Origin of the sequence: Pantoea leporis (genome assembly GCF_028048155.1) — a bacterium.
Classification (GTDB): Bacteria; Pseudomonadota; Gammaproteobacteria; order Enterobacterales; family Enterobacteriaceae; genus Pantoea; species Pantoea leporis.
The window spans coordinates 23,289-48,772 of record NZ_JALMEU010000012.1 but is presented as its reverse complement, the minus strand read 5'-3'; the positions used below and the strand labels follow the sequence as shown (position 1 = coordinate 48,772).

17 protein-coding genes are annotated in these 25,484 nt (G+C 57.2%); 16 read left to right on the top strand and 1 reads right to left on the bottom strand.

The window, feature by feature from the left end; translation table 11 throughout:
* Nucleotides 1-139: 139 nt before the first annotated feature.
* The gene (locus MWH02_RS21405) at nt 140-1,228 is read left to right on the top strand and encodes an acyltransferase family protein (RefSeq protein WP_217546296.1); all 1,089 of its coding nucleotides are present in this window, start codon (nt 140-142) and stop codon (nt 1,226-1,228) included.
* 467 nt (nt 1,229-1,695) lie between these two features.
* Nucleotides 1,696-2,778, top strand: a complete 1,083-nt coding sequence (locus MWH02_RS21400) for an acyltransferase family protein (RefSeq protein WP_271461426.1) — start codon at nt 1,696-1,698, stop codon at nt 2,776-2,778.
* Nucleotides 2,779-2,848: 70 nt separating this feature from the next.
* Here MWH02_RS21400 and putA read toward each other — a convergent pair whose 3' ends face one another.
* Entirely contained in the window at nt 2,849-6,793 is a 3,945-nt protein-coding gene (putA, locus tag MWH02_RS21395) for a trifunctional transcriptional regulator/proline dehydrogenase/L-glutamate gamma-semialdehyde dehydrogenase (protein ID WP_222182747.1), read from the bottom strand.
* Between the two features lie 447 nt (nt 6,794-7,240).
* On the opposite strand from putA, the gene putP reads away from it, so the two are divergent.
* The 14 genes from putP to MWH02_RS21325 all read left to right on the top strand — a co-directional run bounded on the left by putP (nt 7,241) and on the right by MWH02_RS21325 (nt 25,479).
* The gene (gene putP / locus MWH02_RS21390) at nt 7,241-8,725 is read left to right on the top strand and encodes a sodium/proline symporter PutP (RefSeq protein ID WP_110866398.1); all 1,485 of its coding nucleotides are present in this window, start codon (nt 7,241-7,243) and stop codon (nt 8,723-8,725) included.
* 207 nt (nt 8,726-8,932) lie between these two features.
* The gene (gene efeU, locus MWH02_RS21385) at nt 8,933-9,766 is read left to right on the top strand and encodes an iron uptake transporter permease EfeU (protein WP_271461425.1); all 834 of its coding nucleotides are present in this window, start codon (nt 8,933-8,935) and stop codon (nt 9,764-9,766) included.
* A gap of 54 nt (nt 9,767-9,820) precedes the next feature.
* On the top strand, nt 9,821-10,936 hold the full coding sequence (gene efeO / locus MWH02_RS21380) for an iron uptake system protein EfeO (protein WP_271461424.1): 1,116 nt from the start codon (nt 9,821-9,823) through the stop codon (nt 10,934-10,936).
* A gap of 2 nt (nt 10,937-10,938) precedes the next feature.
* The gene (gene efeB, locus MWH02_RS21375) at nt 10,939-12,216 is read left to right on the top strand and encodes an iron uptake transporter deferrochelatase/peroxidase subunit (protein WP_271461423.1); all 1,278 of its coding nucleotides are present in this window, start codon (nt 10,939-10,941) and stop codon (nt 12,214-12,216) included.
* A gap of 297 nt (nt 12,217-12,513) precedes the next feature.
* Nucleotides 12,514-12,717, top strand: coding sequence for a hypothetical protein (locus tag MWH02_RS21370; protein WP_110866394.1), 204 nt, complete (start codon nt 12,514-12,516; stop codon nt 12,715-12,717).
* 72 nt (nt 12,718-12,789) lie between these two features.
* Complete coding sequence (gene phoH / locus MWH02_RS21365; RefSeq protein ID WP_101764056.1) at nt 12,790-13,578, top strand: phosphate starvation-inducible protein PhoH; 789 nt, start codon at nt 12,790-12,792, stop codon at nt 13,576-13,578.
* Nucleotides 13,579-13,947: 369 nt separating this feature from the next.
* Nucleotides 13,948-14,445: a type VI secretion system contractile sheath small subunit gene (gene tssB / locus MWH02_RS21360; protein WP_101764057.1), complete on the top strand. Its 498-nt coding sequence runs from the start codon at nt 13,948-13,950 to the stop codon at nt 14,443-14,445.
* 29 nt (nt 14,446-14,474) lie between these two features.
* The gene (tssC, locus tag MWH02_RS21355) at nt 14,475-16,022 is read left to right on the top strand and encodes a type VI secretion system contractile sheath large subunit (protein ID WP_271461422.1); all 1,548 of its coding nucleotides are present in this window, start codon (nt 14,475-14,477) and stop codon (nt 16,020-16,022) included.
* Nucleotides 16,023-16,036: 14 nt separating this feature from the next.
* Nucleotides 16,037-17,386, top strand: a complete 1,350-nt coding sequence (gene tssK / locus MWH02_RS21350; protein ID WP_271461421.1) for a type VI secretion system baseplate subunit TssK — start codon at nt 16,037-16,039, stop codon at nt 17,384-17,386.
* The gene (tssL, locus tag MWH02_RS21345) at nt 17,383-18,066 is read left to right on the top strand and encodes a type VI secretion system protein TssL, short form (RefSeq protein ID WP_210081906.1); all 684 of its coding nucleotides are present in this window, start codon (nt 17,383-17,385) and stop codon (nt 18,064-18,066) included. Before tssK ends, tssL begins: the two co-directional genes overlap by 4 nt.
* Nucleotides 18,066-19,724: an OmpA family protein gene (locus tag MWH02_RS21340; protein ID WP_271461420.1), complete on the top strand. Its 1,659-nt coding sequence runs from the start codon at nt 18,066-18,068 to the stop codon at nt 19,722-19,724. Before tssL ends, MWH02_RS21340 begins: the two co-directional genes overlap by 1 nt.
* A 14-nt stretch (nt 19,725-19,738) precedes the next feature.
* Entirely contained in the window at nt 19,739-20,230 is a 492-nt protein-coding gene (gene hcp / locus MWH02_RS21335) for a type VI secretion system effector Hcp (protein WP_210081904.1), read from the top strand.
* Between the two features lie 283 nt (nt 20,231-20,513).
* Nucleotides 20,514-23,132 carry a type VI secretion system ATPase TssH gene (gene tssH / locus MWH02_RS21330; protein WP_271461419.1) on the top strand — a complete coding sequence of 873 codons (2,619 nt, stop codon included), beginning with the start codon at nt 20,514-20,516 and terminating at the stop codon, nt 23,130-23,132.
* Entirely contained in the window at nt 23,125-25,479 is a 2,355-nt protein-coding gene (locus MWH02_RS21325) for a type VI secretion system Vgr family protein (protein ID WP_271461418.1), read from the top strand. Before tssH ends, MWH02_RS21325 begins: the two co-directional genes overlap by 8 nt.
* The last annotated feature ends 5 nt before the right edge of the window (nt 25,480-25,484 follow it).

The following is a 25,484-nucleotide window of genomic DNA, read 5'->3' as shown; positions in this document are numbered from 1 at the left end:
ACATTTGAATTTTAACGTTTAAATTTCACCAGTACCCGACATGAATTATGGTAATTTCTTATTAGGAAAGTCCCGATTGAGACATCTTTGTAAATATAAATAATTCTTTACAAATTCATGGCGCAATTAGGACATAGCAATGACAACTGCCAGGAAAGAGGTCCTGTGGATCAACACGCTCAAAGGGGGCTGCATTTTGATGGTGGTATTACACCATTCCATCATCACCACGTTCGCGCCTTCGCTGCATCATCTCACGGCTGGGCTGATGCCAGCGCACTGGTGGGTGGCGTTTAACACCTATCTGTCGCCGCTGCGCATGCCGGCCTTCTTTTTTGTCTCCGGTTTGCTGGCTGCCAGTTCAATCACCAAAAAGAGCTGGAAAGAGGTGTTCACCAAGAAGTTCAGCAACATCGTCTATCTCTACCTGCTGTGGGGCGTCATTCAGTGGCTGAGCATTCACTACATCTCCACCCATCTCGGGGAACGGCTCTCCAGCACTAAAAACGCCGCCTATGCGGACACGCCGTTTGAGTTCGTTAAGCTGCTGATGACCTCAATGACGAGCCTCTGGTATCTCTACGCGCTGGCCGGATTCTTCCTGTTCACCAAGCTGTTCCACAAACAGAAGATGGCCTTGATGGCGCTGGCGATTGTCGCGACTTACGCCGCGCAGTTTAGCCTGATTCCCGGCTGGGGACCCGCCAGCGTGGCGCAGAACTATCTCTATTTCCTGCTCGGCGTGTTCTTCAGCCAGGCGTTGATCGAGTTGAGCGAACTGAAGCGTCAGCACTGGTTGATGTTGGGCGGCATTGCGCTGATTGGCCTGCTGCACCATGTCGGCGGCATCTATAAGAATCCGTTCTACAGCTTGCTGACCATCGTGTTTGGCATTGTGCTGTGCCGCTTGCTCAATGAACATTTCAATATGGCGTGGCTTAACTGGATTGGCCGTAACACGCTGCAAATCTACGTGCTGCACCGTATCTTTATTGAGCTGCTGGGGCTGAGTGCGATTGTGCTGGCGGTGCATTATGGTTGGTTTGACCATACCGTCTTTAGCTGGGCATGGGCGCTACTGATGCCAATTATCGGCGTTGCGTTGTGTACCAGTATTTCGTTGTTGGTGTGGACGCTGCTCAACCGTGGTCCGGGCCGCATGCTGTTTCTCTATCCGCGCCTGCTGCGCAAACCTGCGCTCGAAAGCAAAAGCGCACCGCTGCAATAACTTTGTTGATCACGCGCCGCACATTCCGTAGCGGCGCAATTCATTGCGCGATAAATCGCACCGCTACGGAATGTGCGGTAATAAATCGCTTAGCACAACGCTAATATTCCTGCTTATCCATTTGGCACATTAAATAAATCCACATTTAGAATTTGAATTTAATCTGGCATAAGAAAGGGTGGATTGTTCTTAATTTCCCTGCGCGACAACGATCACACTTATTTTACTTAATTCTCTTTTAGTGACTCAAATTAAGACAAATTTCCTTAGCCTGCTCAGGGTTCTATTTTTGTCTGGATGTGTAAAGTATTGTTATATCAGGACCACAAAAAAACATTTAGGACTTTCGCTACATCATGCCCGCCCTGCCTGTTGAATAATCGTTTAATAATCATAAATGCTACAACGCTTATTTCCTCATCCTTCTTCTTTAAGACCTACACAGCAACAGCAGCGGGAGTCATCATATGAATAGCGCCAGGAAAGAAGATATCGCATGGATAAATACCCTCAAGGGAGCCTGCATATTACTGGTGGTGTTGTATCACACCGTATTACCTGGATTCGAAGGCACGGTGAAATTATTGACGGCTGGTTGGATCCCGGCAGAAATATGGGTGCAGTTTAATACCGTATTATCGCCGCTGCGTATGCCGGCGTTTTTCTTTGTTTCGGGCTTATTAGCCACTAACGGTATTTTAAATCGGCCGTGGAAACAGGTGTTTACCAGTCGCATCACCAACCTGTTTTATCTCTATATTTTGTGGGGCTTTATTCAGTGGTGGTCGATTGTTGGCATCTCAACCGAGATCACCGGGCAGCGTATTTCACAGAACCTCAACGCGGCGTATGCCGGTTCGCTGCTGGAGTTCTTAAAGCTGACATTCCTCGCCATGAGCACCTCGTGGTATCTCTACGGCCTGGCGCTCTATTTCCTGTGCGCCAAGATCTTTAAACAGCAGAAAGTGGCGTTGCTGGTGGTGGCGATTGCGCTCAACTATCTGGCGGTGGAGAAGATCATTCCGTATTGGGGGCCACAAAGCGTGGCGCAGTATTTCCTGTTCTTCCTGCTGGGGGCATTCTGGAGCCCGATGATGCTGCGTCTCAGTGAATGGCGTCGTGACAACATTGTGCCGTGGGCGATATTGGCGGCGGTCTCGGGCCTGCATATCATCTTTGGTCTGGATAAGAGCCTGTTCCTGTGCATCCTTGCGGTGCTGGGTAGCGTGGCGGCGTGTCGCTGGTTGAACGCGCGTTTCAAGATGAGTTACTTGAATTGGGTTGGGCGCAACACGCTGCAAATTTACGTGATTCACCGCATCTTCATTGAGTTCTTCGGTATGTCGGCGATTCTGTTCGCCCAGCGCCATCACCTGTTTGAGCAAGCATGGTTCTCCATTCTGTGGGCCTGTTTCTATCCGCTGGCGATTGTTGGCATCTGTTCGCTGTGTTCGGTGGCGGTGTGGCAGGTGACGAATCGTGGATTGGGGCAGTCGCTGTTTGTGTTTCCAACGCTGATCGGGTTTAAGCGGAATAAGTCTGCGGCCTGAAAATTCACGCGATGAATCGCGCCGCTACCAAATCATGCACTGACTGTAGCGGCGCACTTTATTGCGCGTCTTAACCGATGGTCATCAAACTCGCATTACCGCCCGCAGCGGCGGTATTGACGCTGAGTGAACGCTCAATGAGCAAACGCTCCAGCAGCAGATTGGTTTCGCCGCGGGCGAAGCCCTGCACCGAGACAATCGCGCCATCGCGTGCCGCGACCTGCTCACACAGGCTGCGCAGCTGATCGGCATCACCGTGATAAATCACCGCATCAAACTCCGCCGCCAGCGCATCCTTCACCAGCTTGACGTGCGCTTGCACTGCAGCAGGCAAAGACGTACGCAGCGCACGATGCAGCTCATCATCCTGCCAGATGGCCTGACTGCCGACGCTGGTTACCGCCGCAAGTTGCGTCAGCGCGTCTTCTGCGTTATCGGCGATGCACAGCACATGTTCGCGCGGCAGCAAGGTGAAGGTATTGCGCTCGCCGGTTGGGCCCGGCAGCAGACGCACCGTACCGGCCTGCGCCAGCTCGTCGTAACGCTGACACAGCGCCAGCAGCTCAGGCTTATCCTGCGCCCACTGCTGCAATGCCTGATGCGCACGCATCAGCTCGGCACGCACCGTGCTATCCACCGGGCGCTCGGCATCCTGACGATCAAAGGTGATACGCAGCGCGCCATCTGGACGGTTGGCCAGCAGGCGATAGAGATAGAGCGGACCACCGGCTTTTGGACCGGTGCCCGACAAGCCTTCGCCGCCGAACGGCTGCACGCCAACGACCGCACCCACCATATTGCGGTTTACATACAGGTTGCCGACTTTAGCGCTCGCCGTAACCTGCGCGATGGTTTCATCGATGCGGGTATGCACGCCGAGCGTCAGGCCGTAACCCGACGCGTTAATCTGCTCAACCAGCTGCGGCAAGTTATTGCGCGAGAAACGCACCACGTGCAGCACCGGACCAAACACCTCTTTATCCAGATCGCTCACCTGATCTAGCTCGATCAGCGTCGGCTTGATAAAGGTGCCGCTGTTCCACTCTTTGCTGTCCTGCGGATTCTCCTGCGCCGCCTGATAGACGGTGAAGCCCTTATTGCGCAGCGCCTGAATGTGACGTTCGATGTTGGCTTTAGCTTCGGCATCGATTACCGGACCAATGTCGGTCGAGAGACGTTCCGGGTTGCCCATGCGGCACTCGGCCATCGCACCGCGCAGCATTTTCAGCGTGTGATCGGCCACATCGTCCTGCACGCACAGCAGACGCAGCGCCGAGCAGCGTTGACCGGCACTATCAAAGGCCGAAGCCACGATATCCACCACCACCTGTTCGGTCAGCGCTGAGGAATCCACGATCATCGCGTTCATGCCGCCGGTTTCGGCAATCAGCGGCGTCGGACGTCCCTGAGGATCGAGACGACCGGCCAGATTACGCTGCAGCAATGTCGCCACCGCGGTTGAACCGGTGAACATCACACCGCGCACGCGCTCGTCGCCGGTCAGTTGCGCACCCACGGTTTCGCCCTGGCCCGGCAGCAGTTGCAACACGCCAGCCGGTACGCCGGCATCCAGCAGGATGTGCACCGCCTGCGCGGCAATCAGCGGCGTTTGCTCCGCCGGTTTTGCCAGCACGCTGTTACCCGCCGCCAGCGCTGCGGCAACTTGTCCGGTAAAGATCGCCAGCGGGAAGTTCCACGGGCTAATGCACACCACCGGACCAAGCGGGCGATGGGTTTCGTTATCGAAATCGTCGCGTACCATGCCAGCGTAGTAATAGAGGAAATCAACCGCTTCACGCACTTCGGCGATGGCGTTGTTGTAGGTTTTACCGGCTTCACGCACCAGCAGGCCAATCAGCTGCTGCATCTGGCCTTCCATTGCTTCGGCGGCACGCTCCAGAATCGCGGCACGCTCCTGCGGTGGCGTCGCGAACCAGATTGGACCGGCATTGACTGCCGCATCCAGTGCAGCCGAGACTTCGGCTTCAGTGGCTTCACGCACGCTGCCCACCACATCTGCTGGTGCAGAAGGGTTAAGCACCGGGCGGCTGACGCCTTCGCCCAATTCACCTTCTACCAGCGGTTGGGCAATCCACGGCTGGCTGGCGCTGTTGAGCAGGGCACTGGAGAGCGACGCCAGACGATGTTCGTTGGCCATATCCAGACCGGCGGAGTTAGCGCGTTTGGCGCCATACAGATCGCGCGGCAGCGGGATTTTCGGATGCGGTAAACCAATCGCGCCTTCCGCGACGCCCATCTTCTCCACGGCGGCCACCGGATCGGCGACCAGCTCATCCAGCGGCAAGGTATTATCAGCGATGCGGTTAACGAAGGAGGTATTGGCACCGTTCTCCAGCAGACGACGCACCAGATACGCCAGCAGCGTTTCGTGGGTACCGACCGGCGCATAAATACGACACGGTCGGTTCAGTTTGCCATCGGCCACTTTACCGACAACCTGCTCATACAGCGGTTCACCCATGCCGTGCAGGCACTGGAATTCGTACTGGCCTGGATAATAGTTATTGCCCGCCAGCTGGTAGATCGCCGCCAGCGTGTGCGCGTTGTGGGTAGCAAACTGCGGATAGATCAGGTTCGGCACCGCGAGCAATTTGCGCGCGCATGCCAGATAAGAGATGTCGGTGTACACCTTGCGGGTATAGACCGGATAGCCTTCCAGACCTTCAATCTGCGCGCGTTTGATTTCGCTGTCCCAATACGCGCCTTTCACCAGGCGAATCATCAGACGGCGACGGCTGCGCTGCGCCAAATCAATCAGCGAATCAATCACGAACGGACAGCGCTTCTGATACGCCTGAATCACAAAGCCGATGCCGTTCCAGCCTTCCAGCTCCGGTTCAAAACAGAGTTTTTCCAGCAAATCGAGCGACAGCTCAAGGCGATCGGCTTCTTCCGCATCGATGTTAATACCGATGTCATACGAGCGCGCCAGCAGCGTCAGGGATTTGAGGATCGGGTAGAGTTCGTCCATCACGCGTTCATACTGCGCGCGGCTGTAGCGCGGATGCAGCGCTGACAGTTTGATGGAGATGCCTGGACCTTCATAAATACCGCGCCCGTTCGACGCTTTGCCGATGGCGTGAATCGCCTGCTGATAGGAAACCAAATAGGCTTTGGCATCGCTAGCGGTCAGCGCCGCTTCGCCCAGCATGTCGTATGAGTAACGGAACCCTTTCTCTTCCAGCTTGCGCGCATTGGCCAGCGCTTCGGCGATGGTTTCACCCGTAACAAACTGCTCGCCCATCAGGCGCATCGCCATGTCCACGCCTTTACGGATCAGCGGTTCGCCGCTTTTACCGATGATGCGATTGAGCGAGCGCGACAGATTAGCCTCATTATGGGTAGAGACCAGACGGCCGGTAAACAGCAAGCCCCAGGTGGCGGCGTTAACAAACATCGACGGGCTGCGGCCAAGATGCGATTGCCAGTTGCCATTGCTGATTTTGTCGCGGATTAACGCATCACGCGTCGGCTTATCCGGAATACGCAGTAGCGCTTCCGCCAGACACATCAGCGCCACGCCTTCCTGCGAGGAGAGTGAGAACTCCTGCAGCAAGCTTTGCACCATGCCGGCGCGGCCGGTTGCACCTTTCTGGTGCCGCAATTTATCGGCAAGGCTGTAAGCCAGCTGATGGGTTTTCTCGGCCAGCGGGGCAGGGAGACGCGCTTGTTCCAGCAGCATTGGCACCGCATCCGTTTCCGGACGACGCCATGCAGCGGTGATCGCTGAGCGGCTGACTGACTGCGGTAAAATATGTTCGGCGAAGTCGAGGAAAGGCTGCAGCGCCTCGTCGGGCACGCTTTCATCACCGGCGGCATCAATCAGCAACTGCGGAATTTCCGGCACGGATTCACCGGCTTCCAGCTGCTCCAGATAATTAAAAATGGCCTGCTTGATCAGCCAGTGTGATGTGCGGTCAAGCTTCTGCGCCGCCAGTTTAATGCGATCGCGGGTGGCTTCATCCAGCTTCACCCCCATGGTAGTCGTTCCCATGATGTCCTCGTCCTCAAAAGTAGTGATTCAACGCTTGCGTGGCAGCAATATCACCTATGTTGCAACTTTGTGCAACCAGGTTAAATGTGACCTCGGTTGCACGCTTTGAACCGCCGAAAGTGTTAAATCGATAAATGCGGCATGAAAATTGCTGCAAGAAACTCGCCAATGTTGCAACCGCCAGCAACAAGACGGTTACTGAACCCGATGAGGTGCAACTCAAACTGTGAGCAGGCGCAACCTGCTGGCATTAAAAAAGCGAAGGAAGGTGAAACCGGTGTAACAGCTGTGTTAAATGCATTGTGCGCGCCGACCCTTTGCGGCAGGATACCGCGCCTTAAGAGAAATCGCTTTCTCTGGATGCGGTGAAACCAGCTGCTGTCCCGTTCCGACAGCGCTGATCAAAAAGATTTCTCTTGATGGATCAAATAATAAGTGGAGAGACTCATGAGTGTAAGTACACCGATGTTGGTGACCTTTGTAGTGTATATCCTTGGGATGGTGCTAATTGGTTTCATCGCCTGGCGATCAACCAAAAGCTTCGATGACTATATTCTCGGCGGGCGCAGTTTAGGGAGCGTCGTGACCGCGCTCTCTGCGGGCGCTTCCGATATGAGCGGCTGGTTATTGATGGGCCTGCCGGGCGCCATTTTCCTGTCTGGGATCTCCGAAAGTTGGATCGCCATCGGCCTGATTATCGGCGCCTGGCTGAACTGGCGCATTGTGGCGGGCCGTCTGCGTGTGCAGACCGAGCATCACGATAATGCGTTAACCCTGCCAGACTTCTTCTCCAGCCGCTTCGAAGATAACAGCAAACTGCTGCGCGTTATCTCGGCGGTGGTGATTCTGATCTTCTTCACTATCTATTGTGCGTCTGGCGTGGTTGCCGGCGCGCGTCTGTTTGAAAGTACCTTTGGTATGGATTACCAGACCGCGCTGTGGGCAGGTGCCGCTGCCACCATTCTCTACACGCTGGTGGGCGGTTTCCTTGCGGTGAGCTGGACCGATACCGTACAGGCCAGCCTGATGATATTTGCGCTGATTCTGACGCCAGTTATCGTGATTGTCGCCGTCGGCGGGCTGGATGATTCACTGGCGGTGATCAGGGCGAAGAGCCTTGAAAACCTCGATATGCTGAAAGGGCTGAACTTTGTCGCGGTGATTTCGCTGCTCGGTTGGGGACTTGGCTACTTTGGGCAGCCGCATATTCTTGCGCGCTTTATGGCGGCCGATTCGCATCACACCATCCGCAGCGCGCGTCGTATCGGTATGATTTGGATGATCCTGTGCCTGGGTGGCGCGGTGGCGGTGGGCTTCTTTGGTATCGCCTACTTCGAGAACCATCCCGATCAGGCGGCGGGCGTAAGCCAGAACGGCGAGCGTATCTTTATCGAACTGGCGCGTATTCTGTTCAATCCGTGGATTGCCGGTATCTTGCTCTCAGCGATTCTCGCCGCGGTGATGTCGACCTTAAGCTGCCAGCTGCTGGTGTGCTCCAGCGCCCTGACCGAGGATCTCTATAAAGGCTTCCTGCGTAAAAACGCCAGCCAGAAAGAGCTGGTGTGGGTAGGGCGCTTGATGGTGCTGGTGATTGCCTTGATTGCTATCGCGTTGGCTGCCAACCCGGAAAACCGCGTGTTAGGTCTGGTGAGCTATGCGTGGGCTGGCTTCGGTGCCGCCTTTGGTCCGGTGGTGCTGTTCGGCGTGTGCTGGAAACGCATGACGCGCAACGGCGCGTTGGCCGGTATGGTGATTGGCGCGCTGACCGTATTGCTGTGGAAAGATTATGGCTACGCCGAGCTGTATGAAATCATCCCAGGTTTCGCGTTCGCCAGTATCGCGATTGTGGTATTTAGCTTGCTGGGTCGCGGCCCATCAGAAGCGGCACAGCAGCGCTTTGCTGCCGCCGAAGCCCAATACCACAGCAAGTAACCTCTATCGCCATTGATGGCGACGTGTTTGATGAACCCCCGGGTGCGCAGGAGTGCGCACCCTTAAAACCCGCTCCCCCATCCGCAAAACAAAATTAATTTCCTGCAGTGACTTGTATTTCTCTCTTCAGTAATGATAATCACTATCGTTCGCACTTTACGTTTTTTTACCTAAGGTTTACCCTTCTTAAAATTCAAGAGGTTGGTGATGTTCGTTCCCTTTCTCATTATGCTGCGTGAAGGTCTGGAAGCAGCGCTCATCGTCAGCCTGATTGCCAGCTATCTCAAACGCACTCAGCGTACCCAATGGTTTCCCGCCATGTGGGCCGGCGTATTTATCGCTGCCGCGCTCTGCTTAGCGTTGGGCATCTTTATTAATGAAACTACCGGTGAGTTTCCTCAGAAACAGCAGGAGCTGTTCGAAGGCATTGTCGCGGTGATTGCCGTGGTGATCCTGACGTCGATGGTGTTCTGGATGCGCAAAGTTTCGCGCAATATCAAAGCCACGCTGGAAAAATCGGTCGATCAGGCGTTGCAGAAGCAGGGCAGCAGCGGCTTCCCGCTGGTGCTGATGGTGTTTCTGGCGGTAGCGCGTGAAGGGCTGGAATCGGTGTTCTTCCTGCTGGCCGCGTTCACGCAAGATGTGGGTTATGCGCCGCCGCTCGGCGCGGTGCTCGGCCTCGCAACCGCCGTGGCGCTGGGCTTTTTGCTCTATTACGGCGGCATTCGCCTGAACCTGGCGCACTTTTTCCGCTGGACCAGTTTGTTCATTCTGTTTGTCGCAGCGGGTTTGTCCGCCGGCGCCATTCGCGCCTTCCATGAGGCCGGTTTGTGGAATCACTTCCAGGATGTGGCGTTTGATATGAGCAACACGCTCTCAATGCACTCGGTGTTCGGCACGCTTTTGGAAGGGATTTTAGGTTACCAGGAAACGCCAAGCGTCAGCGAAGTGGCGGTGTGGCTTGCCTATCTCATCCCGGCGCTGCTGCTGTTTTTCTTCCCGGCCCGGCCTGCAGTCAACGCGGCACGTACCACACGCTGAAATTTAATCAGGCGCGATTGCGCGCCTGTTCTTCCATGTAACAGGGATATCACTATGACGATTCGCTTCCGCCACAAGGCGCTGTTGGTTGCTATGCTGGCGCTTTCCGGCGCGGCTACTGCTGCCGTCCCGCAAGTCACGGTCACCGTGACGGACAAACAATGTGAGCCGATGTCGCTCAACGTGCAGGCCGGTAAAACCCAGTTCATCATCAAAAACAACAGCCAGAAAGCGCTGGAGTGGGAGATCCTGAAAGGGGTGATGGTGGTGGAAGAGCGTGAAAACATCGCGCCTGGCTTCAGCCAGAAACTCACCGCCAATCTGGAGGCGGGCGAATATGGCATGACCTGCGGCCTGCTCAGCAACCCGAAAGGCAAGCTGGTGGTGAGCGGCGATGCGAAGCAAGCGGCAAACGGTAAACCGGATGTGCTGGAGCTGGTTGGCCCGATCGCCGACTACAAAGTCTACGTGATGAATGAAGTGAAAGAGCTGGTAGCGGGCACCAAAGCGTTTACCGATGCGGTGAAAGCCGGCGACATCGAGAAAGCCAAAGCGCTATTCGCACCTACGCGCGTGCATTACGAGCGTATTGAACCTATTGCTGAGCTGTTCTCCGATCTGGATGGCAGCATTGATGCGCGTGAAGATGACTTCGAGAAGAAAAATGAAGATCCGAAATTCACCGGTTTCCACCGCCTGGAAAAAATCCTGTTCGCCGATAACACCACCAAAGGTGCCGAAGAGTTCGCCAGCAAGCTAAATCAGGATGTGCTCGATCTGCAAACCCGCATCAGCGAACTGGCGTTCCCACCGGCGAAGGTGGTTGGCGGCGCAGCCGGTCTGATTGAAGAAGTGGCCTCCAGCAAGATCTCTGGTGAAGAGGATCGTTACAGCCGTACCGATCTCTCCGACTTCCAGGCCAACATTGATGGCGCGCAGAAAATCGTTGACCTGCTGCGTCCGCTGCTGCAGAAAAACAACCCGCAGCTGCTGGCGAAAGTGGATGCTAACTTCAGGAAAGTCGACGGCATTCTCAGCAAATATCGCACCAAAGATGGCTTTGAATCGTACGAAAAACTGACTACCGCTGACCGTAACGCGCTGAAAGGCCCGATTACCACGCTGGCGGAAGATCTCTCACTGCTGCGTGGAACCTTGGGTCTCGACTGATCATGAGTGAAAAAAATGACGCGGCGCAGCCGTCGCGTCGTCGATTATTGCAGGGATTAGGCATGTTGGGTGGCGCAGCCGCCCTCGGCGGCGGTTGTCCGTTCCATACCGCAACCGCCGATAGCTTCTCTCCCGGCACGGTTGCACCCAACTCGCGCCAGCAGGCGCAACCTTTTTACGGCGCCCATCAGGCCGGTATCGTCACGCCGCAGCAGGCATCCATGATGCTGGTGGCGTTTGATGTGCTGGCGAGCGACAAAGCCGAGCTTGAACGTCTGTTCCGCTTGCTAACCGATCGCTTCGCTTTTCTCACGCATGGTGGACCGGCGCCGGCGGTCACCAATCCGCAGCTGCCGCCGATGGATTCGGGGATTCTCGGTGCCGATATCGCGCCCGACAATCTCACCATGACGTTATCGGTTGGCACCTCGCTGTTTGATGAGCGCTTCGGCTTAAGCAAACACAAGCCTGCGCAGCTGCAAACCATGACGCGTTTTCCCAACGATTCGCTGGATGCGGAACAGTGCCATGGCGACCTGCTGCTCCAGATTTGCGCCAACACCCAGGATACGGTGATTCACGCGCTGCGCGACATCATTAAACGCACACCCGATCTGCTGGCGGTGCGCTGGCGTCGCGAAGGTTTTATTGCCGACCACGCGGCGCGCAGCAACGGCAAAGAAACGCCGATCAACCTGCTGGGTTTCAAAGATGGTACCGCCAATCCCGATACGCATAATCCGGCATTGATGGATCAACTCTTGTGGGTCACGCACGAACAGCAGGAACCGGCGTGGACGCACGGCGGCAGCTATCAGGCGGTGCGTATTATCCGTTTTCACGTAGAGATGTGGGACCGTACGCCGTTCGGCGAGCAGCAAACCATCTTCGGTCGTGAGAAGTTATCAGGCGCGCCGCTGGGTATGAAAAACGAGCATGACGTACCGGATTACAGCAAAGATCCCGATGGCGATTTTATCGCGCTGGATGCGCATATTCGTCTCGCCAATCCACGCACGCCGGAAACCGACAGCAGCTTGATGCTGCGGCGCGGTTACAGCTATTCCAGCGGTATTACCGGATCGGGCCAGCTGGATATGGGGTTATTGTTTGTTTGCTACCAGCATGATTTAACCAAGGGCTTTATTACCGTACAGCAGCGTCTCAATGGCGAAGCGCTGGAAGAATATATTCGCCCGATTGGGGGCGGATACTTTTTCGCGCTGCCGGGCGTGGCGGATAAAAACCATTATCTCGGGCAATCTTTATTGCAGGCCTGATTAATAAATGTGCAGCGCCTGCGATGGTCACCGCTTCGCAGGCGCATTTGTTAAGTATTCCTTAAACTTTCCGCTGGAAGTAATCACTTCCGAATGTTCTTAAAAAGTTATGTTACCCGTTAATAAATCATCTATATGATAAATATGATAAATTTAATTTAAGGTAAAAGACCTTAGGCTTCGCTTATCTTTTTTTCTTTACTGCTAAGTAAAAATAATGTTGCAAACCACCGCAAATATGATGCACTTTATTCATAAGCGTTGTCAGTTGTGTGGCTAAGCCACTGGAGTTCGCGCATGATTCGTCTCTCTTTGGGACAGTTAAATAGTTTCACCACACGCAGTCCACTGCGGGGGATTTCTTCCCTCCAACGTAACCTCGCTACTTTTCAAACATCGTTCTTGTTCAATCTCATTTTCTTTACCGGTGCGCGCCTGCGTCTCGGCGCTGATGCACACCATTCTCACTGGCTCGACACGGCTTACAAGGAAGCCAACTAAACCTCTAAAGCGTTCAAGTCATCGCCGCGGGTGATCCGCCGCGATAAATGAAACCAACTGTAAGGTGCCACTATGGGAAGACAGAAAGCAGTGATCAAAGCACGTCGTGAAGCAAGACGCGTTATTCGTAGCGACTCTCGCAGTCACCGTCAGCGTGAAGAAGAATCGGTCACTTCGCTGGTGCAAATGGGTGGGTTGGATTCGATTGGTATGGCACGTGATGCACGTGACCGCGGGCCGATTGAAGCCAGAAATGAAGCTCAGGCACACTATCTCCATGCCATAGAAACGAAACAGCTTATTTTCGCCACCGGTGAAGCCGGCTGCGGAAAAACCTGGATTAGCGCAGCCAAAGCGGCTGAGGCCCTGATCAATAAGGATATCGAAAGGATTATCGTAACGCGCCCGGTGCTGCAGGCGGATGAAGATCTCGGTTTCCTTCCCGGAGATATTTCCGAGAAATTCGCGCCTTATTTCCGACCGGTCTATGACGTTCTGGTTAAACGTCTCGGCGCTTCCTTTATGCAATACTGCCTGCGGCCCGAAATTGCCAAGGTAGAGATCGCGCCCTTCGCCTACATGCGTGGACGTACCTTTGAAAATGCGGTGGTGATCCTTGATGAGGCACAAAACGTCACCGCCGCACAGATGAAGATGTTCCTGACTCGCCTGGGGGAAAACGTGACGGTTATCGTCAACGGCGATATTACCCAGTGCGACCTGCCATCCCACGCCAGGTCAGGCCTTGCCGATGCGTTAGCGCGCTTCGAAGAGGATGAGATGATCGGCGTGGTGCGTTTCGGCAAAGAGGATTGCGTCCGTTCAGCGCTGTGCCAACGCACGCTGCACGCTTACAGTTAACCGTTTGATTGAGAATGTAGCTTAAGTAAAACCCGGCGCGCGCCGGGTTTTTTTATTGTGTCCCCCCTCGGCTCGACACCATCCCCCTGCGGTAACAATTAGCGCCATTGTATTATTGATACCTGTAAAAGTATTTTTGGTGATAAATGGCACTCCCGGTCAAAAATAATTTTAAGAACAATCCTAGTCACTTTATCAGGGTTCATCAGGGGCTTAACTCAAATCATAAGAAATTTCCTATATAAATCAGACTGCAAAGATCATCTCGCTTTATTGCCTTCCTAAAATTCCAGCTATATATTCGCGCGGTAACACACAGGGAAAGTGTGCCTACGCGTGCTTTCCGCGCCATTTTTACAAGGAGTAAACATGAGCAACTCTTACCAGAACGAAATCCCTAAAGCCCGTATCAACCTCAAGCTAGACCTGCACACCGGTGGAGCGGCGAAGAAAACCGAGCTCCCTCTCAAGCTGCTGGTGACCGGCGATTTCAGTAACGGCGCGGAAGACCGCCCGCTGTCTGAACGCGAAAAAATCAACGTCAACAAAAACAACTTCAACAGCGTGCTGGCCGATATCGCGCCAGCGGTGTCATTTGCCGTGCCGAACACCCTGGCCGGTGACGGCAGCGAAGAGAACGTTCAGCTTAACTTCCGCGACATGAAGGACTTCGAACCGGAGCAGGTTGCCCGCCAAATTCCCCAGCTGCGCGCCATGCTGGCGATGCGCAATCTACTGCGCGACCTCAAATCCAACCTGCTGGATAACGTCACCTTCCGCAAAGAGCTGGAAGCCATCCTGAAAGATCCGGCACTCAGCGACGAACTGCGCAGCGAACTGTCTGCGTTAGCCACCGATCAAGCCTGATCATCCCCGTAACGGACTATTGAGAGAGAATGCTGATGTCAGTTCAGAATGAAACCCATGCTAATGGCGCAACCACCGTGCTGGACCGCCCCGCTGCGGGCGGCGTCTACGCGTCGCTTTTTGAAAAAATCAACCTCAATCCTGTCTCGGAGCTGAGCGACCTCAACGTCTGGCAGGACAATCAGGCGATGTCTGATGCCACCGCCGACGAGCGTGTCACCGCTGCGATGCAGGTATTCCTGACACGTCTGAAAATCAGTGGCGCGAAAGTAGAGAAGCTGGATAAAAACCTGCTGGATCACCATATCGCCGAGCTGGACCGCCAGATCAGCCGCCAGCTCGATGCGGTGATGCACCACGACGAATTCCAGAAAGTGGAGTCGGCGTGGCGCGGCCTGAAGTCGCTGGTGGATAAAACTGACTTCCGCCAGAACGTGAAAATTGAAGTGCTCGACGTATCGAAAGACGATCTGCGTCAGGATTTCGAAGATGCGCCAGAAATCATCCAGAGCGGTCTCTATCTGCAAACCTACGTCGCCGAATACGACACGCCGGGCGGCGAGCCGATTGGCGCGGTGATTTCTGCTTACGAGTTCGATGCCTCTGCACAGGACATCGCGCTGCTGCGTAACCTGTCGAAAGTCGCGGCGTCAGCACACATGCCGTTTATCGGTTCGGTCGGACCGCAGTTTTTCCTCAAGGATACAATGGAAGAAGTGGCGGCGATCAAAGACATCGGCAACTACTTTGACCGCGCTGAGTACATCAAGTGGAAGTCGTTCCGCGACACCGACGACTCGCGCTACATCGGCCTGACCATGCCGCGCGTGCTTGGTCGTCTGCCATATGGCCCGGATACCGTGCCGGTGCGCAGCTTCAACTACATCGAAGAAGTAAAAGGCCCGGATCACGATAAATACCTGTGGACCAACGCCTCGTTCGCCTTCGCCGCTAACATGGTGCAGAGCTTCATCAGCAACGGCTGGTGCGTGCAAATTCGCGGCCCGCAGGCCGGTGGTGCGGTGCAGGATCTGCCGATCCATCTGTACGATTTGGGCACCGGCAACCAGGTGAAAATCCCGTCCGAAGTGATGATCCCGGAAACCCGCGAATTCGAGTTCGCCAACCTCGGCTTTATCCCGCTGTCGTACTACAAGAACCGCGATTACGCCTGCTTCTTCTCGGCTAACTCGACGCAGAAACCGGCGCTGTATGACACCGCTGATGCGACGGCTAACAGCCGCATCAACGCGCGTCTGCCTTACATCTTCCTGCTGTCGCGCATCGCTCACTACCTGAAGCTTATTCAGCGCGAAAACATCGGCACCACCAAAGACCGCCGCCTGCTGGAGCTGGAGCTCAACACCTGGGTGCGCACGCTGGTGACCGAGATGACCGATCCGGGCGACGAGCTGCAGTCTTCACATCCGCTGCGCGATGCGAAAGTGCTGGTGGAAGATATCGAGGACAACCCGGGCTTCTTCCGCGTTAAGCTGTTCGCCATCCCGCACTTCCAGGTGGAAGGCATGGACGTGAACCTGTCGCTGGTTTCTCAGATGCCGAAAGCTAAAGCGTAAGGCGGAACTCAGGGATGAAAATTTATCGTCCACTGTGGAACGAGGGGGCATTGCTGTCCCCTCAGCAGTTCCAGCAGCAGTCGGCATGGGAAGCGTTTACCAAAGCTGGCCTTGCTGCGCTGACGTCTCCATTCCCATGGGGCGTAGAGCAGGTCGAATTTGACGAAACGCAGCTGGCATCAGGTCGTGCAGTGGTTCAAACACTGCGCCTCTGGTTGCCAGACGGCACGTTAATCGATACCCGCCAAAGTGATGTTGCACCTGCACCGCGTGACCTGCGCTCAGATGCGATATCAGGCAGAGACAGCATCACGCTGTTACTGGCGCTACCGCTGATGCAGGCGGGCGGCGGCAACGTCTGCGAAACCGAGGCGACGCCGGAGCGTCCGCAGCGTTATCGCCAGGAATGGGTCAACGTTCAGGATGCTTTCGGGCCGGAAGAAGAGTCAATTGCCGTGGCGCGCTTTAATCTTGCGCTGCGCTATCAGCATGAGAACAACGATGCCTGGGAAACCTGCCCGCTGTGCCGTCTGATTAGCGACGGGCAGGGCGGCTGGCGCATTGATCCGGCGTTTATTCCGCCGCTGGCACTGTTCTCTTCCAGTCATGCGCTACGTGAACGTCTGGTGCTACTGAATCGCCAGTTACGTTCACGTCGCCAGCGTTTGATGGCGATGCGTCGTGAGAGCAACGAACGTCTGGCCGATTTTGCCGTGGCCGACGTTTCGCTGTTCTGGCTGCTTAACGCGCTGAATTCTCACGCACGTGTGCTTTCCGAGTTTGAACGGTTCCCAGCGCGTCACCCAGAACAAGTGTGGGCTGAGCTGGCACGTCTTGCTGGCAGCATCATGACGTTCTCACTGGATCACGATGTTGACGCTATTCCAGGTTATCAGCATGAAGATCCGGCACAGAGCTTCCCGCCGCTGTTTGACCTGATTGCCGGTCTGCTGGAAGCCAGCCTGCCGTCGCGCGTGATTGCGCTGGATATGTCGCGCCCGGATGGACAGACGTGGAAAGCCTTGCTGCATGACATGCGCCTGCGTGAGGACGCCGATTTCTATCTGTCGGTGCGTTCAGATGTGCCAGCCTGGCAGATTGCCGAACGCTTCCCGACGCTGTGCAAAGCCGGGTCGCCAGATAACGTCAACGCCATTTCCAGTATTGCGCTGGACGGTATTCCACTCATCGCCGTCAACCGCGTTCCTGCGGCGCTGCCGGTGCGTCTGGAAAACCAGTACTTCGCGTTGGATATGGAGTGCGCCGCCTCACGTGAAATGCTCGATCAGGGCGTATGCCTGTTCTACATCCCGGCGCTGCTGGGTGAACTGGAACTTGAACTCTTCGCGGTGCTGCGCTCATGAAAAATGACATTGATATCGACGAACTGATGGCAGAAACCTGGCTGACGGTAGCGATGCTGAAGCATGCGGCTGTCATTCCGGATGGCAAAGCGCTGTATCGCAATTGTCTGACGCAGGTGGAAAAAGTGCGAGAAACACTGAAAGCCGCCAACGTCGACGAGGAAAGCATCGGCCATATCAGTTACGCGCAGTGTGCATTGCTGGATGAGGTGGTGCTGAGCCGCAAACCGGGTGAAACCGGCAACAATGATGACACCGCCGGTGCACAGCGTGAATGGCGCGCGGTTCCGCTACAGGCGCACTTCTTTGGCTCGCTGCGTGCCGGTGAAGCCTTGTGGGATCGCATTGCGGAAGTATTGCGTCAGCCCACGCCGTTGATGGCGGTGCTCACCTGCTATCACCGCGTGCTGTCGCTGGGCTTCCAGGGCATGTTCGGCGCGGCAAACGTCAATCCGAAACAGCGTGAAGAAGCGCTGGTTGCACTGAACGAACGCGTACAGCCGCTGGATCCCGCTGTTTCACTGGTGGTGCACAAGCGCAGGTTGCGTCATTACAGCCTGTTCCGTTCAGCCTGGTTTTGGGCAGGGATCGCTCTGGCTGCCACGCTGCTGGCGTGGTGGGGTGGACATCTGTGGTTACAGGCGCTGCTGGCGTCACAGCTGCCGGAGCTGCGTTCCTGATGCGCCGCTCTTTCACCTTATCCGTGCTGGCACCGACGGCGCTGTGCGTCATCGCGCTGCTATGGCTGCTGTGGTGTTTTATCGCGCTGACGCTGCCGGTGAAATGGCTGATTTCCCTGGTAATGGTGCTGGCAACCGCTGCCGTGCTGTGGCCGCTGCATAAACGCTACGCCAGCGCCTCCGCATCCAGTTCAACGCTTTTGGCTGCTGCTGCTGAAGGGCCGATTGTGCTGGTGTATGGCAACGGGCGGGACGATTTTTTTGCCGATGAAAAGGTTAAAGTCACCGCGCAGGGCAGTTTGCATCGGGCTGAAAAGATTGAGGACTTGCGCAGTACCGTTGAGCAAATCTGGGATCACTCGCCGTCGCAGGCGGGCCGCATGTCGGTGACGTTCAGCTGTATTGCCGACGAGGAGCTGGATGAAGGTGAGTTGCGCGCCCGGCTGAAAGCACTGCGCCAGCAACTGCGCGCCGTGACCGAATTGACCGGGCTGGTTCTGCCGGTAACGCTGCAATGCCAGTTTTCCGGGCCCGCTACGCCATGGATTCTGGTTCGTGACGATGAAGCCACGCTGACGGATGCGGACGGCAATCAGCTGGCGTTAGACGACTGGCAGCGTCAGGGCAGCAATATCCTCTGCATCCCGGTTATCCGGCACGCCTGGCAATTCTTACGTGAAACACTGCTCGACGAACTGCAAAAAGCTGATCGACTCAGCCCATCGGTATCGCCTGTGGCGGTTTCCATTCGCTGCGGCAGCAGCGTAGGTGCTGAAAATTCGCTCTGGCAACAGTATCTGCAACGCCATGCGGTGATGATATTTGCGCCTGAAATGCCTCCATCCCAACCTGCGACATCCTTTGCCGACCCGTTGTTCGCCGTACTGACGCCACTGATCGTTCCGGTTCAGGGCGGCAGAACCGCGCGGCGCGTGATGCTGGTGCTGCTGTTTTGCGCGCTCGTGGCTCTGGCCTGTTCCACTAATAACAACCGCAAGCTGATTGAGCAGACCGGCTATGGATTGCAACGCTGGCACGCTATTCCGATGGACAGCTACGCCGCGAAAGCCTCATCACTTAACGCTTTACAGCAGCAGGCGCTGTTATTCGAGCGCTGGCATCGTCAGGGCGAGCCACTGCGCTATGGCCTCGGTCTTTATCCCGGCGCGCGACTGTGGCTGGCACTGCAACAGGCAATCGACAGTTATGTTCCGCAACCGGCACCCAAGCCCAAGCCTGTACCGAAAATCATACGTCTCGACAGCATGTCGCTGTTCGACTCCGGCAAATTTGCACTGAAAGAGGGTTCAACCCGCTTCCTGGTGAATTCGCTGGTGGGCATTAAAGCGCGTCCGGGTTGGTTGATCGTGGTCAGTGGGCATACTGATAACACCGGCAATCCACCGCTTAACCAGACGCTGTCACTCAAACGGGCGGAAGCGGTGCGTGACTGGATGCGTGATACCGGTGACGTGCCGGAAAGTTGTTTTGCAGTACAGGGTTATGGCGAGAGCCGCCCGATTGAGAGTAACGATACGGCGGAAGGGCGTGCGCTCAATCGTCGTGTCGAAATCAGTCTGGTACCGCAGGCGGATGCCTGTAATGTGCCGGACACAACCTTGCCGTCATCACAGGATGATGACGGTTCTGAAAACTGAAAGGAGAAATCCCAATGGCAATTCCTGTTTATCTCTGGCTGAAGGACGACGGCGGCGCGGACATCAAGGGTTCTGTTGATGTGAAGGATCGCGAAGGCAGCATCGAAGTAGTGGCGCAGCAACACAACCTCTACATCCCGACCGACAACAACACGGGCAAACTGACCGGCACGCGCATTCACACGCCGTTCCTGTTCACTAAAGAGATCGATTCTTCCAGCCCGTACCTCTACAAAGCGGTCACCACTGGTCAGACGCTGAAATCTGCCGAATTCAAATGGTATCGCATCAATGACGCCGGTCAGGAAGTCGAGTACTTCAACACCAAACTGGAGAACGTGAAGGTGGTGAAGGTCAATCCAATCATGCACGACGTTAAAGATCCATCGAAAGAGAAGCATAACCATCTGGAGCAGCTGGAGCTGCGCTACGAAAAAATCACCTGGACCTATAAAGACGGCAACATCATTCACTCGGATTCGTGGAACGAACGCGCCACAGCCTGATTACGCGTCATATTTCGCGCCGCAGGTGCGTTGGCTGCGCTCGCGCACCCCGGTCACTTACTTATGTAAGCTCCCGGGGCTGCACTCGCTTGCCGCCTTCCTGCGACACGAACTATTTAGCGTAATCCCTCCGCCGGGCTGTTTTTTGCAGCCTGGCAGATGATTTATGAATTCATCTCTTAAGGGTGAAACCACAAGTCATTTCCACCTCAGACCTGCTGACCTTATGCGCTTCGGTACACGGCGACGGGCGGTAGCGTGCCCCTAATCAGGAGATTTTGCTATGGACAGTCAGTCAGCCGCGCTTTTGCGTCGCCTCAATCCGTTCTGCGCGCAGGCGCTGGAAGCCGCCGCGTCGCTGTGCCAGACCCGCGCGCACGCCGAAATCCAGCCGGAACACTGGCTGCTCAAGCTGCTGGAGCAGGGCGAGGGCGACATCACCGTGATTGCGCGCCGCTACGAGTGGGATATGGATGCCATCTGGCAGGATTTGCTGGCGTTTCTTGACCGCCAGCCGCGCGCGGTGCGCGGGCGTCCGCAGCTTTCTTCTTCGCTGGAAGCGCTGCTGAAGCAGGCGTGGCTAATGGCCTCCGCATCTGATAATTCCCCGCAAATTCGCAGTATCCATTTGCTGATGGCGCTGGCCGACCAATCGTCGCTGGTGCGCTGTGAAGGGCTGTGGCCGCTGCTGAGCCTGCGAATGAGCCAGCTGGAACGCTTGCAGCCGATGCTGGAAGCGCAGTCCGACGAGCGTGCGGAAGCGGAGCAGCCGGAGATGCCGGTCAGCACTATCGAGAAAGCTCCCGCAGGCGAAGCCAAAGCTGCATCAACCGAAGCACTTGCCCGCTTCACCCGCGACGTCACCGCTGACGCGCGCAGCGGCAAAATCGACCCGGTATTTGGCCGCGACAACGAAATCCGTCAGATGGTGGATATCCTGTCGCGCCGCCGTAAGAACAACCCGATTCTGGTCGGCGAGCCGGGCGTCGGCAAAACCGCGCTGGTCGAAGGGCTGGCGCTGCGCATTGCCGAAGGCAACGTGCCGGACAGCCTGAAGCCGGTGAGCGTGCATACGCTGGACCTCGGCATGCTGCAGGCGGGCGCGGGCGTGAAGGGCGAGTTCGAGCAGCGCCTCAAAAACATCATCACCGAGGTACAGAATGCGCCGAACCCGGTGCTGCTGTTTATTGACGAGGCGCACACCATCATCGGCGCGGGCAACGCAGCGGGCGGCGCGGACGCGGCCAACCTGCTGAAACCGGCACTGGCGCGCGGCGAACTGCGCACCATCGCGGCCACCACGTGGAGCGAGTACAAGCAGTATTTTGAGAAGGACGCCGCGCTGGAGCGACGCTTCCAGATGGTGAAGGTGGACGAGCCGGACGACGACACCGCGTGCCTGATGCTGCGCGGCCTCAAGTCGCGCTACGCCGACCATCACGGCGTACACATCACCGACGCGGCGGTGCGCGCCGCCGTCACGCTGTCGCGCCGCTACCTTACAGGCCGCCAGCTGCCTGACAAGGCGGTTGACCTGCTCGACACCGCCGCTGCGCGCGTGCGTATGAGTCAGGACACCACGCCGGAGGCGATAACCCGCTTAAGAGCGAAGCTTGATGCGCTGAACATTGAGCAGCGCGCCATCCTTGACGACGAAGCGCTGGGCGGCGCGGTGTCGCAGGAGCGATTGGCAGAAATCGCCGGCCTGATTGCGGTAACCGATGAAGAGCTGGAGGCGCTGGAGCAGCGCTACGGCATCGTGCAGTCGCTGATGCAAGAGTTGCTGGAAGGCCGCAAAGACGTCAGCCAGCGCAGCGCCATCGCACAGCTCCAGACCGACCTCGACGCGCTGCAGCCCGGCGAGCCGCTGCTGACCGCCGACGTCGACGCGCGCATCGTGGCGGGCGTGATTGCCGACTGGACCGGCGTGCCGCTCTCCTCATTAATGAAGGACGAGCAGGCGGAGCTGCTGGCGCTGGAAAATCAGCTCGCCACCCGCGTGGTCGGTCAGGACGCGGCGCTGAACGCAATCGCCCGGCGCCTGCGCGCCTCGAAAACCGGACTCACCTCCGAAAACGGCCCGCAGGGCGTGTTCCTGCTGGTCGGGACCAGCGGCACCGGCAAAACCGAAACCGCGCTGGCGCTGGCCGATTTGCTGTACGGCGGTGAGAAATCATTAATCACCATCAACCTCAGCGAATATCAGGAAGCGCACACCGTTTCCCAGCTCAAAGGCTCGCCGCCGGGCTACGTCGGTTACGGCCAGGGCGGCATTCTCACCGAAGCGGTGCGCAAGCGACCGTACAGCGTGGTGCTGCTCGACGAGGTGGAAAAGGCGCACCGCGACGTGATTAACCTGTTCTATCAGGTGTTTGATCGCGGCTTCATGCGCGACGGCGAAGGGCGCGAAATCGACTTCCGCAACACCGTGATCCTGATGACCTCGAATCTCGGCAGCGATCAGTTGATGCAACTGCTGGAGGAAAAGCCAGATGCCGCCGAATCCGACCTGCAGGAATGTCTGCGCCCGATCCTGCGCGACCACTTCCAGCCCGCGCTGCTGGCGCGCTTCCAGACGGTGATTTACCGCCCGCTGGCGCGCGACGCCATGCGCATCATTGTGGAAATGAAGCTCCGCCAGGTCAGCAAACGTCTGCAACGTCATTACGGCATCCGCACCACCATCGGCGAAGGCCTGTACGACATGCTTACCGACGCCTGCCTGCTGCCGGACACCGGCGCGCGCAACGTCGACAGCCTGCTGAATCAGCAAATTCTGCCGGTGCTGAGCCAGCAAATCCTCAGTCATCGTGCGGCGGGTAATCATCCACAGCACCTGACCATGGACTGCACGGAAGAAGAGGGCATCGTACTGGCGTTTGATGAGGTGAACCATGAGTGATGAGGTCATTTCCCTGGTGAAAAAGGCGGCGCAGACGCTGGGCCATTCGCGCTACCTGATGCAGGTGCACGGCTGCGACGAGACGCTGGACGTGCTGAAGTTTCAGGCCGAAGAGGCGCTGAGCGAAACGTGGTGCTATGACGTCATCGTAACCTGCGAAAACGCGGATATCGCCTGCGAGGCGCTGCTGATGAAGCCGGCTTCGTTCACCTTTCAGGTGCCGATGTTCACCGGCGCACCCGCCACGCCGGTACGCACAGTGTTTGGCGTGGTGCAGACGTTTCGCCGCATCTCAACGTCGAAGGATGAAGCCCGCTACGCGCTAACGCTGGTGCCGCGCCTGGCGATGCTCGGTCACACTCATCGCAGCGAAATCTACCTCAATCAGTCGGTACCGGAAGTGGTGGAGCAGGTGTTGCGCTCGCACGGCTTCGAAGGCCCGGACTTTGAGTTCGGCCTGTCGCGTGAGTATCCGCAGCGCGAACTTATTACCCAGTGGCGCGAAACCGACCTGGCGTTCATCCAGCGGTTGCTGGCCGAAGTGGGGATTTTCTGGCGCTTCGACATGGACGCGCGCCTTGAGCAGGACGTGGTGATATTCCACGATTCGCAGCAGCACTATCAGTTCGGCACCTCGCTGCCGCTGCGACCGGCGTCGGGCCTGAGCAATACCGGTCAGGAATGCATTCTTGATATTCACACCGGTCGCAACGTGGTCACCGGCAGCGTCAGCACCCGCGACTACAACTACCGCGAGGCGCTGGTGCCGCAGGACAGCACGCAGAGCATCAGCAGCGCGGAAGGCATCACCATCGGCGAAGCGTACCGCTACGCCGAGCCGTTTCTGTCGGAGGGTGACGCCGGGAGCACGGAGTCCGGCGCGTTCTTCGCCCGCCTGCATCATGAGCGACTGCTTTGCGACCAGCTGCAGGCCAGCGGCACCACCAACCGCGCGCAGCTGACGCCGGGTCAGGTGCTGGAGAGCCACAGCGGTCTGCCGGACGGATTGCAGGACGGCGTGCTGATTACCCGCGTGCGCAGCCACGGCTCACGCAGCAGCAGCTTCATGCTGGCGTTTGACGGCATGGCGTACAGCGAAACCGTCTGCTGGCGACCTGCGCTGCTGCGCCGTCCGGTAATTGCCGGCACGCTGCCGGCGCGCGTGGAGAGCATCGAAAAGAACGACACCTACGCGTGGTTGGACAGCACCGGGCGCTACCGCGTGAAGCTGGACTTTGACCGCAGCGACCGCGAGACGGGCTACGGCTACCTGCTGGTGCGCATGGCAAAACCTTACGCGGGCGCGGACTACGGCTGGCACGCGCCGCTGCTGGACGGCACCGAAGTGTCGATAGCCTTCGACGGCGGCGACCCGGACCGTCCGTACATCGCCCACGCGCAGCACGACTCCGAACATCCCGACCACGTTACGCGCGACAACCACAGCCGCAACGTGCTGCGCACGCCGGCGAACAACAAGCTGCGCATGGAAGACCTGCGCCAGCAGGAGCACATCAAGCTGGCGACCGAGTACGGCAAAAGCCAGCTCAACATGGGGCATCTGGTGGACGCGCAGCGCAAACAGCGCGGCACCGGCTTTGAGCTGCGCACCGATGAATTTGGCGCAGTGCGCGCCGCGCGCGGCCTGTTCCTGAGCTCGCACGGCCAGCAGCAGGCGCAGGGCGAGGTGCTGGAGATGTCGGCGGCGGTCGGACAGATATCGAACGCCAACAATCAGATGACGGCACTCACTAACGCCGCCGAAACCGCTGGCGCGCTGACCGGAGACATTAACGCGCAGGCGAACCTGCTGTCGGACCGGCTGAAGAATCTGCAGTCCGCCGCGCTGCTGGCGAGCGCGCCGCTCGGCGTGGCGCTGACCTCGGGCGAGCATCTGCAGCTGACCAGCAGCCAGAACACGATGCTGAATGCCGGTCACAACCTTGACGCCGGCGCGATGAAAAACCTGTCGCTGGCCGCCGAAAAGGCGCTCGGCCTGTTCGCCCACACCGGCGCGATGACGATGATTGCCAATCAGGGCGAGGTGTTGATGCAGGCGCAGCACAACGCGATGACGTTCAACGCCGCGCAGCAAATCACGGTGACCAGCACGGAAGATGAAATCGTCATCAGCACGCCGAAAACGCTGACGCTGAACGGCGGCGGCTCATACCTAAAGCTGAGCGGCGAAGGCGTCGAGCACGGCTCGCAGGGGCCGATGATTATGAACGTGGCGCAGTATCTGATACCGGCGGGCGGGGCGGATTTACCCATGGAAACGCCGGACTTCAAAACCAGTGAAATCAGCGTGATTACCCGCAACGTGCCTAAATGGGCCAGCGAATAACAGGG

Coding starts and splice junctions, on each gene's coding strand:
- hcp (WP_210081904.1), top strand. CDS start 19,739: ATGGCAATTCCTGTTTATCTCTGGCTGAAGGACGACGGCGGCGCGGAC.
- efeU (WP_271461425.1), top strand. CDS start 8,933: ATGTTCGTTCCCTTTCTCATTATGCTGCGTGAAGGTCTGGAAGCAGCG.
- tssB (WP_101764057.1), top strand. CDS start 13,948: ATGAGCAACTCTTACCAGAACGAAATCCCTAAAGCCCGTATCAACCTC.
- MWH02_RS21400 (WP_271461426.1), top strand. CDS start 1,696: ATGAATAGCGCCAGGAAAGAAGATATCGCATGGATAAATACCCTCAAG.
- putP (WP_110866398.1), top strand. CDS start 7,241: ATGAGTGTAAGTACACCGATGTTGGTGACCTTTGTAGTGTATATCCTT.
- tssK (WP_271461421.1), top strand. CDS start 16,037: ATGAAAATTTATCGTCCACTGTGGAACGAGGGGGCATTGCTGTCCCCT.
- phoH (WP_101764056.1), top strand. CDS start 12,790: ATGGGAAGACAGAAAGCAGTGATCAAAGCACGTCGTGAAGCAAGACGC.
- putA (WP_222182747.1), bottom strand. CDS start 6,793: ATGGGAACGACTACCATGGGGGTGAAGCTGGATGAAGCCACCCGCGAT.
- efeO (WP_271461424.1), top strand. CDS start 9,821: ATGACGATTCGCTTCCGCCACAAGGCGCTGTTGGTTGCTATGCTGGCG.
- MWH02_RS21340 (WP_271461420.1), top strand. CDS start 18,066: ATGCGCCGCTCTTTCACCTTATCCGTGCTGGCACCGACGGCGCTGTGC.
- MWH02_RS21405 (WP_217546296.1), top strand. CDS start 140: ATGACAACTGCCAGGAAAGAGGTCCTGTGGATCAACACGCTCAAAGGG.
- MWH02_RS21325 (WP_271461418.1), top strand. CDS start 23,125: ATGAGTGATGAGGTCATTTCCCTGGTGAAAAAGGCGGCGCAGACGCTG.
- MWH02_RS21370 (WP_110866394.1), top strand. CDS start 12,514: ATGATTCGTCTCTCTTTGGGACAGTTAAATAGTTTCACCACACGCAGT.
- tssC (WP_271461422.1), top strand. CDS start 14,475: ATGCTGATGTCAGTTCAGAATGAAACCCATGCTAATGGCGCAACCACC.
- tssL (WP_210081906.1), top strand. CDS start 17,383: ATGAAAAATGACATTGATATCGACGAACTGATGGCAGAAACCTGGCTG.
- efeB (WP_271461423.1), top strand. CDS start 10,939: ATGAGTGAAAAAAATGACGCGGCGCAGCCGTCGCGTCGTCGATTATTG.
- tssH (WP_271461419.1), top strand. CDS start 20,514: ATGGACAGTCAGTCAGCCGCGCTTTTGCGTCGCCTCAATCCGTTCTGC.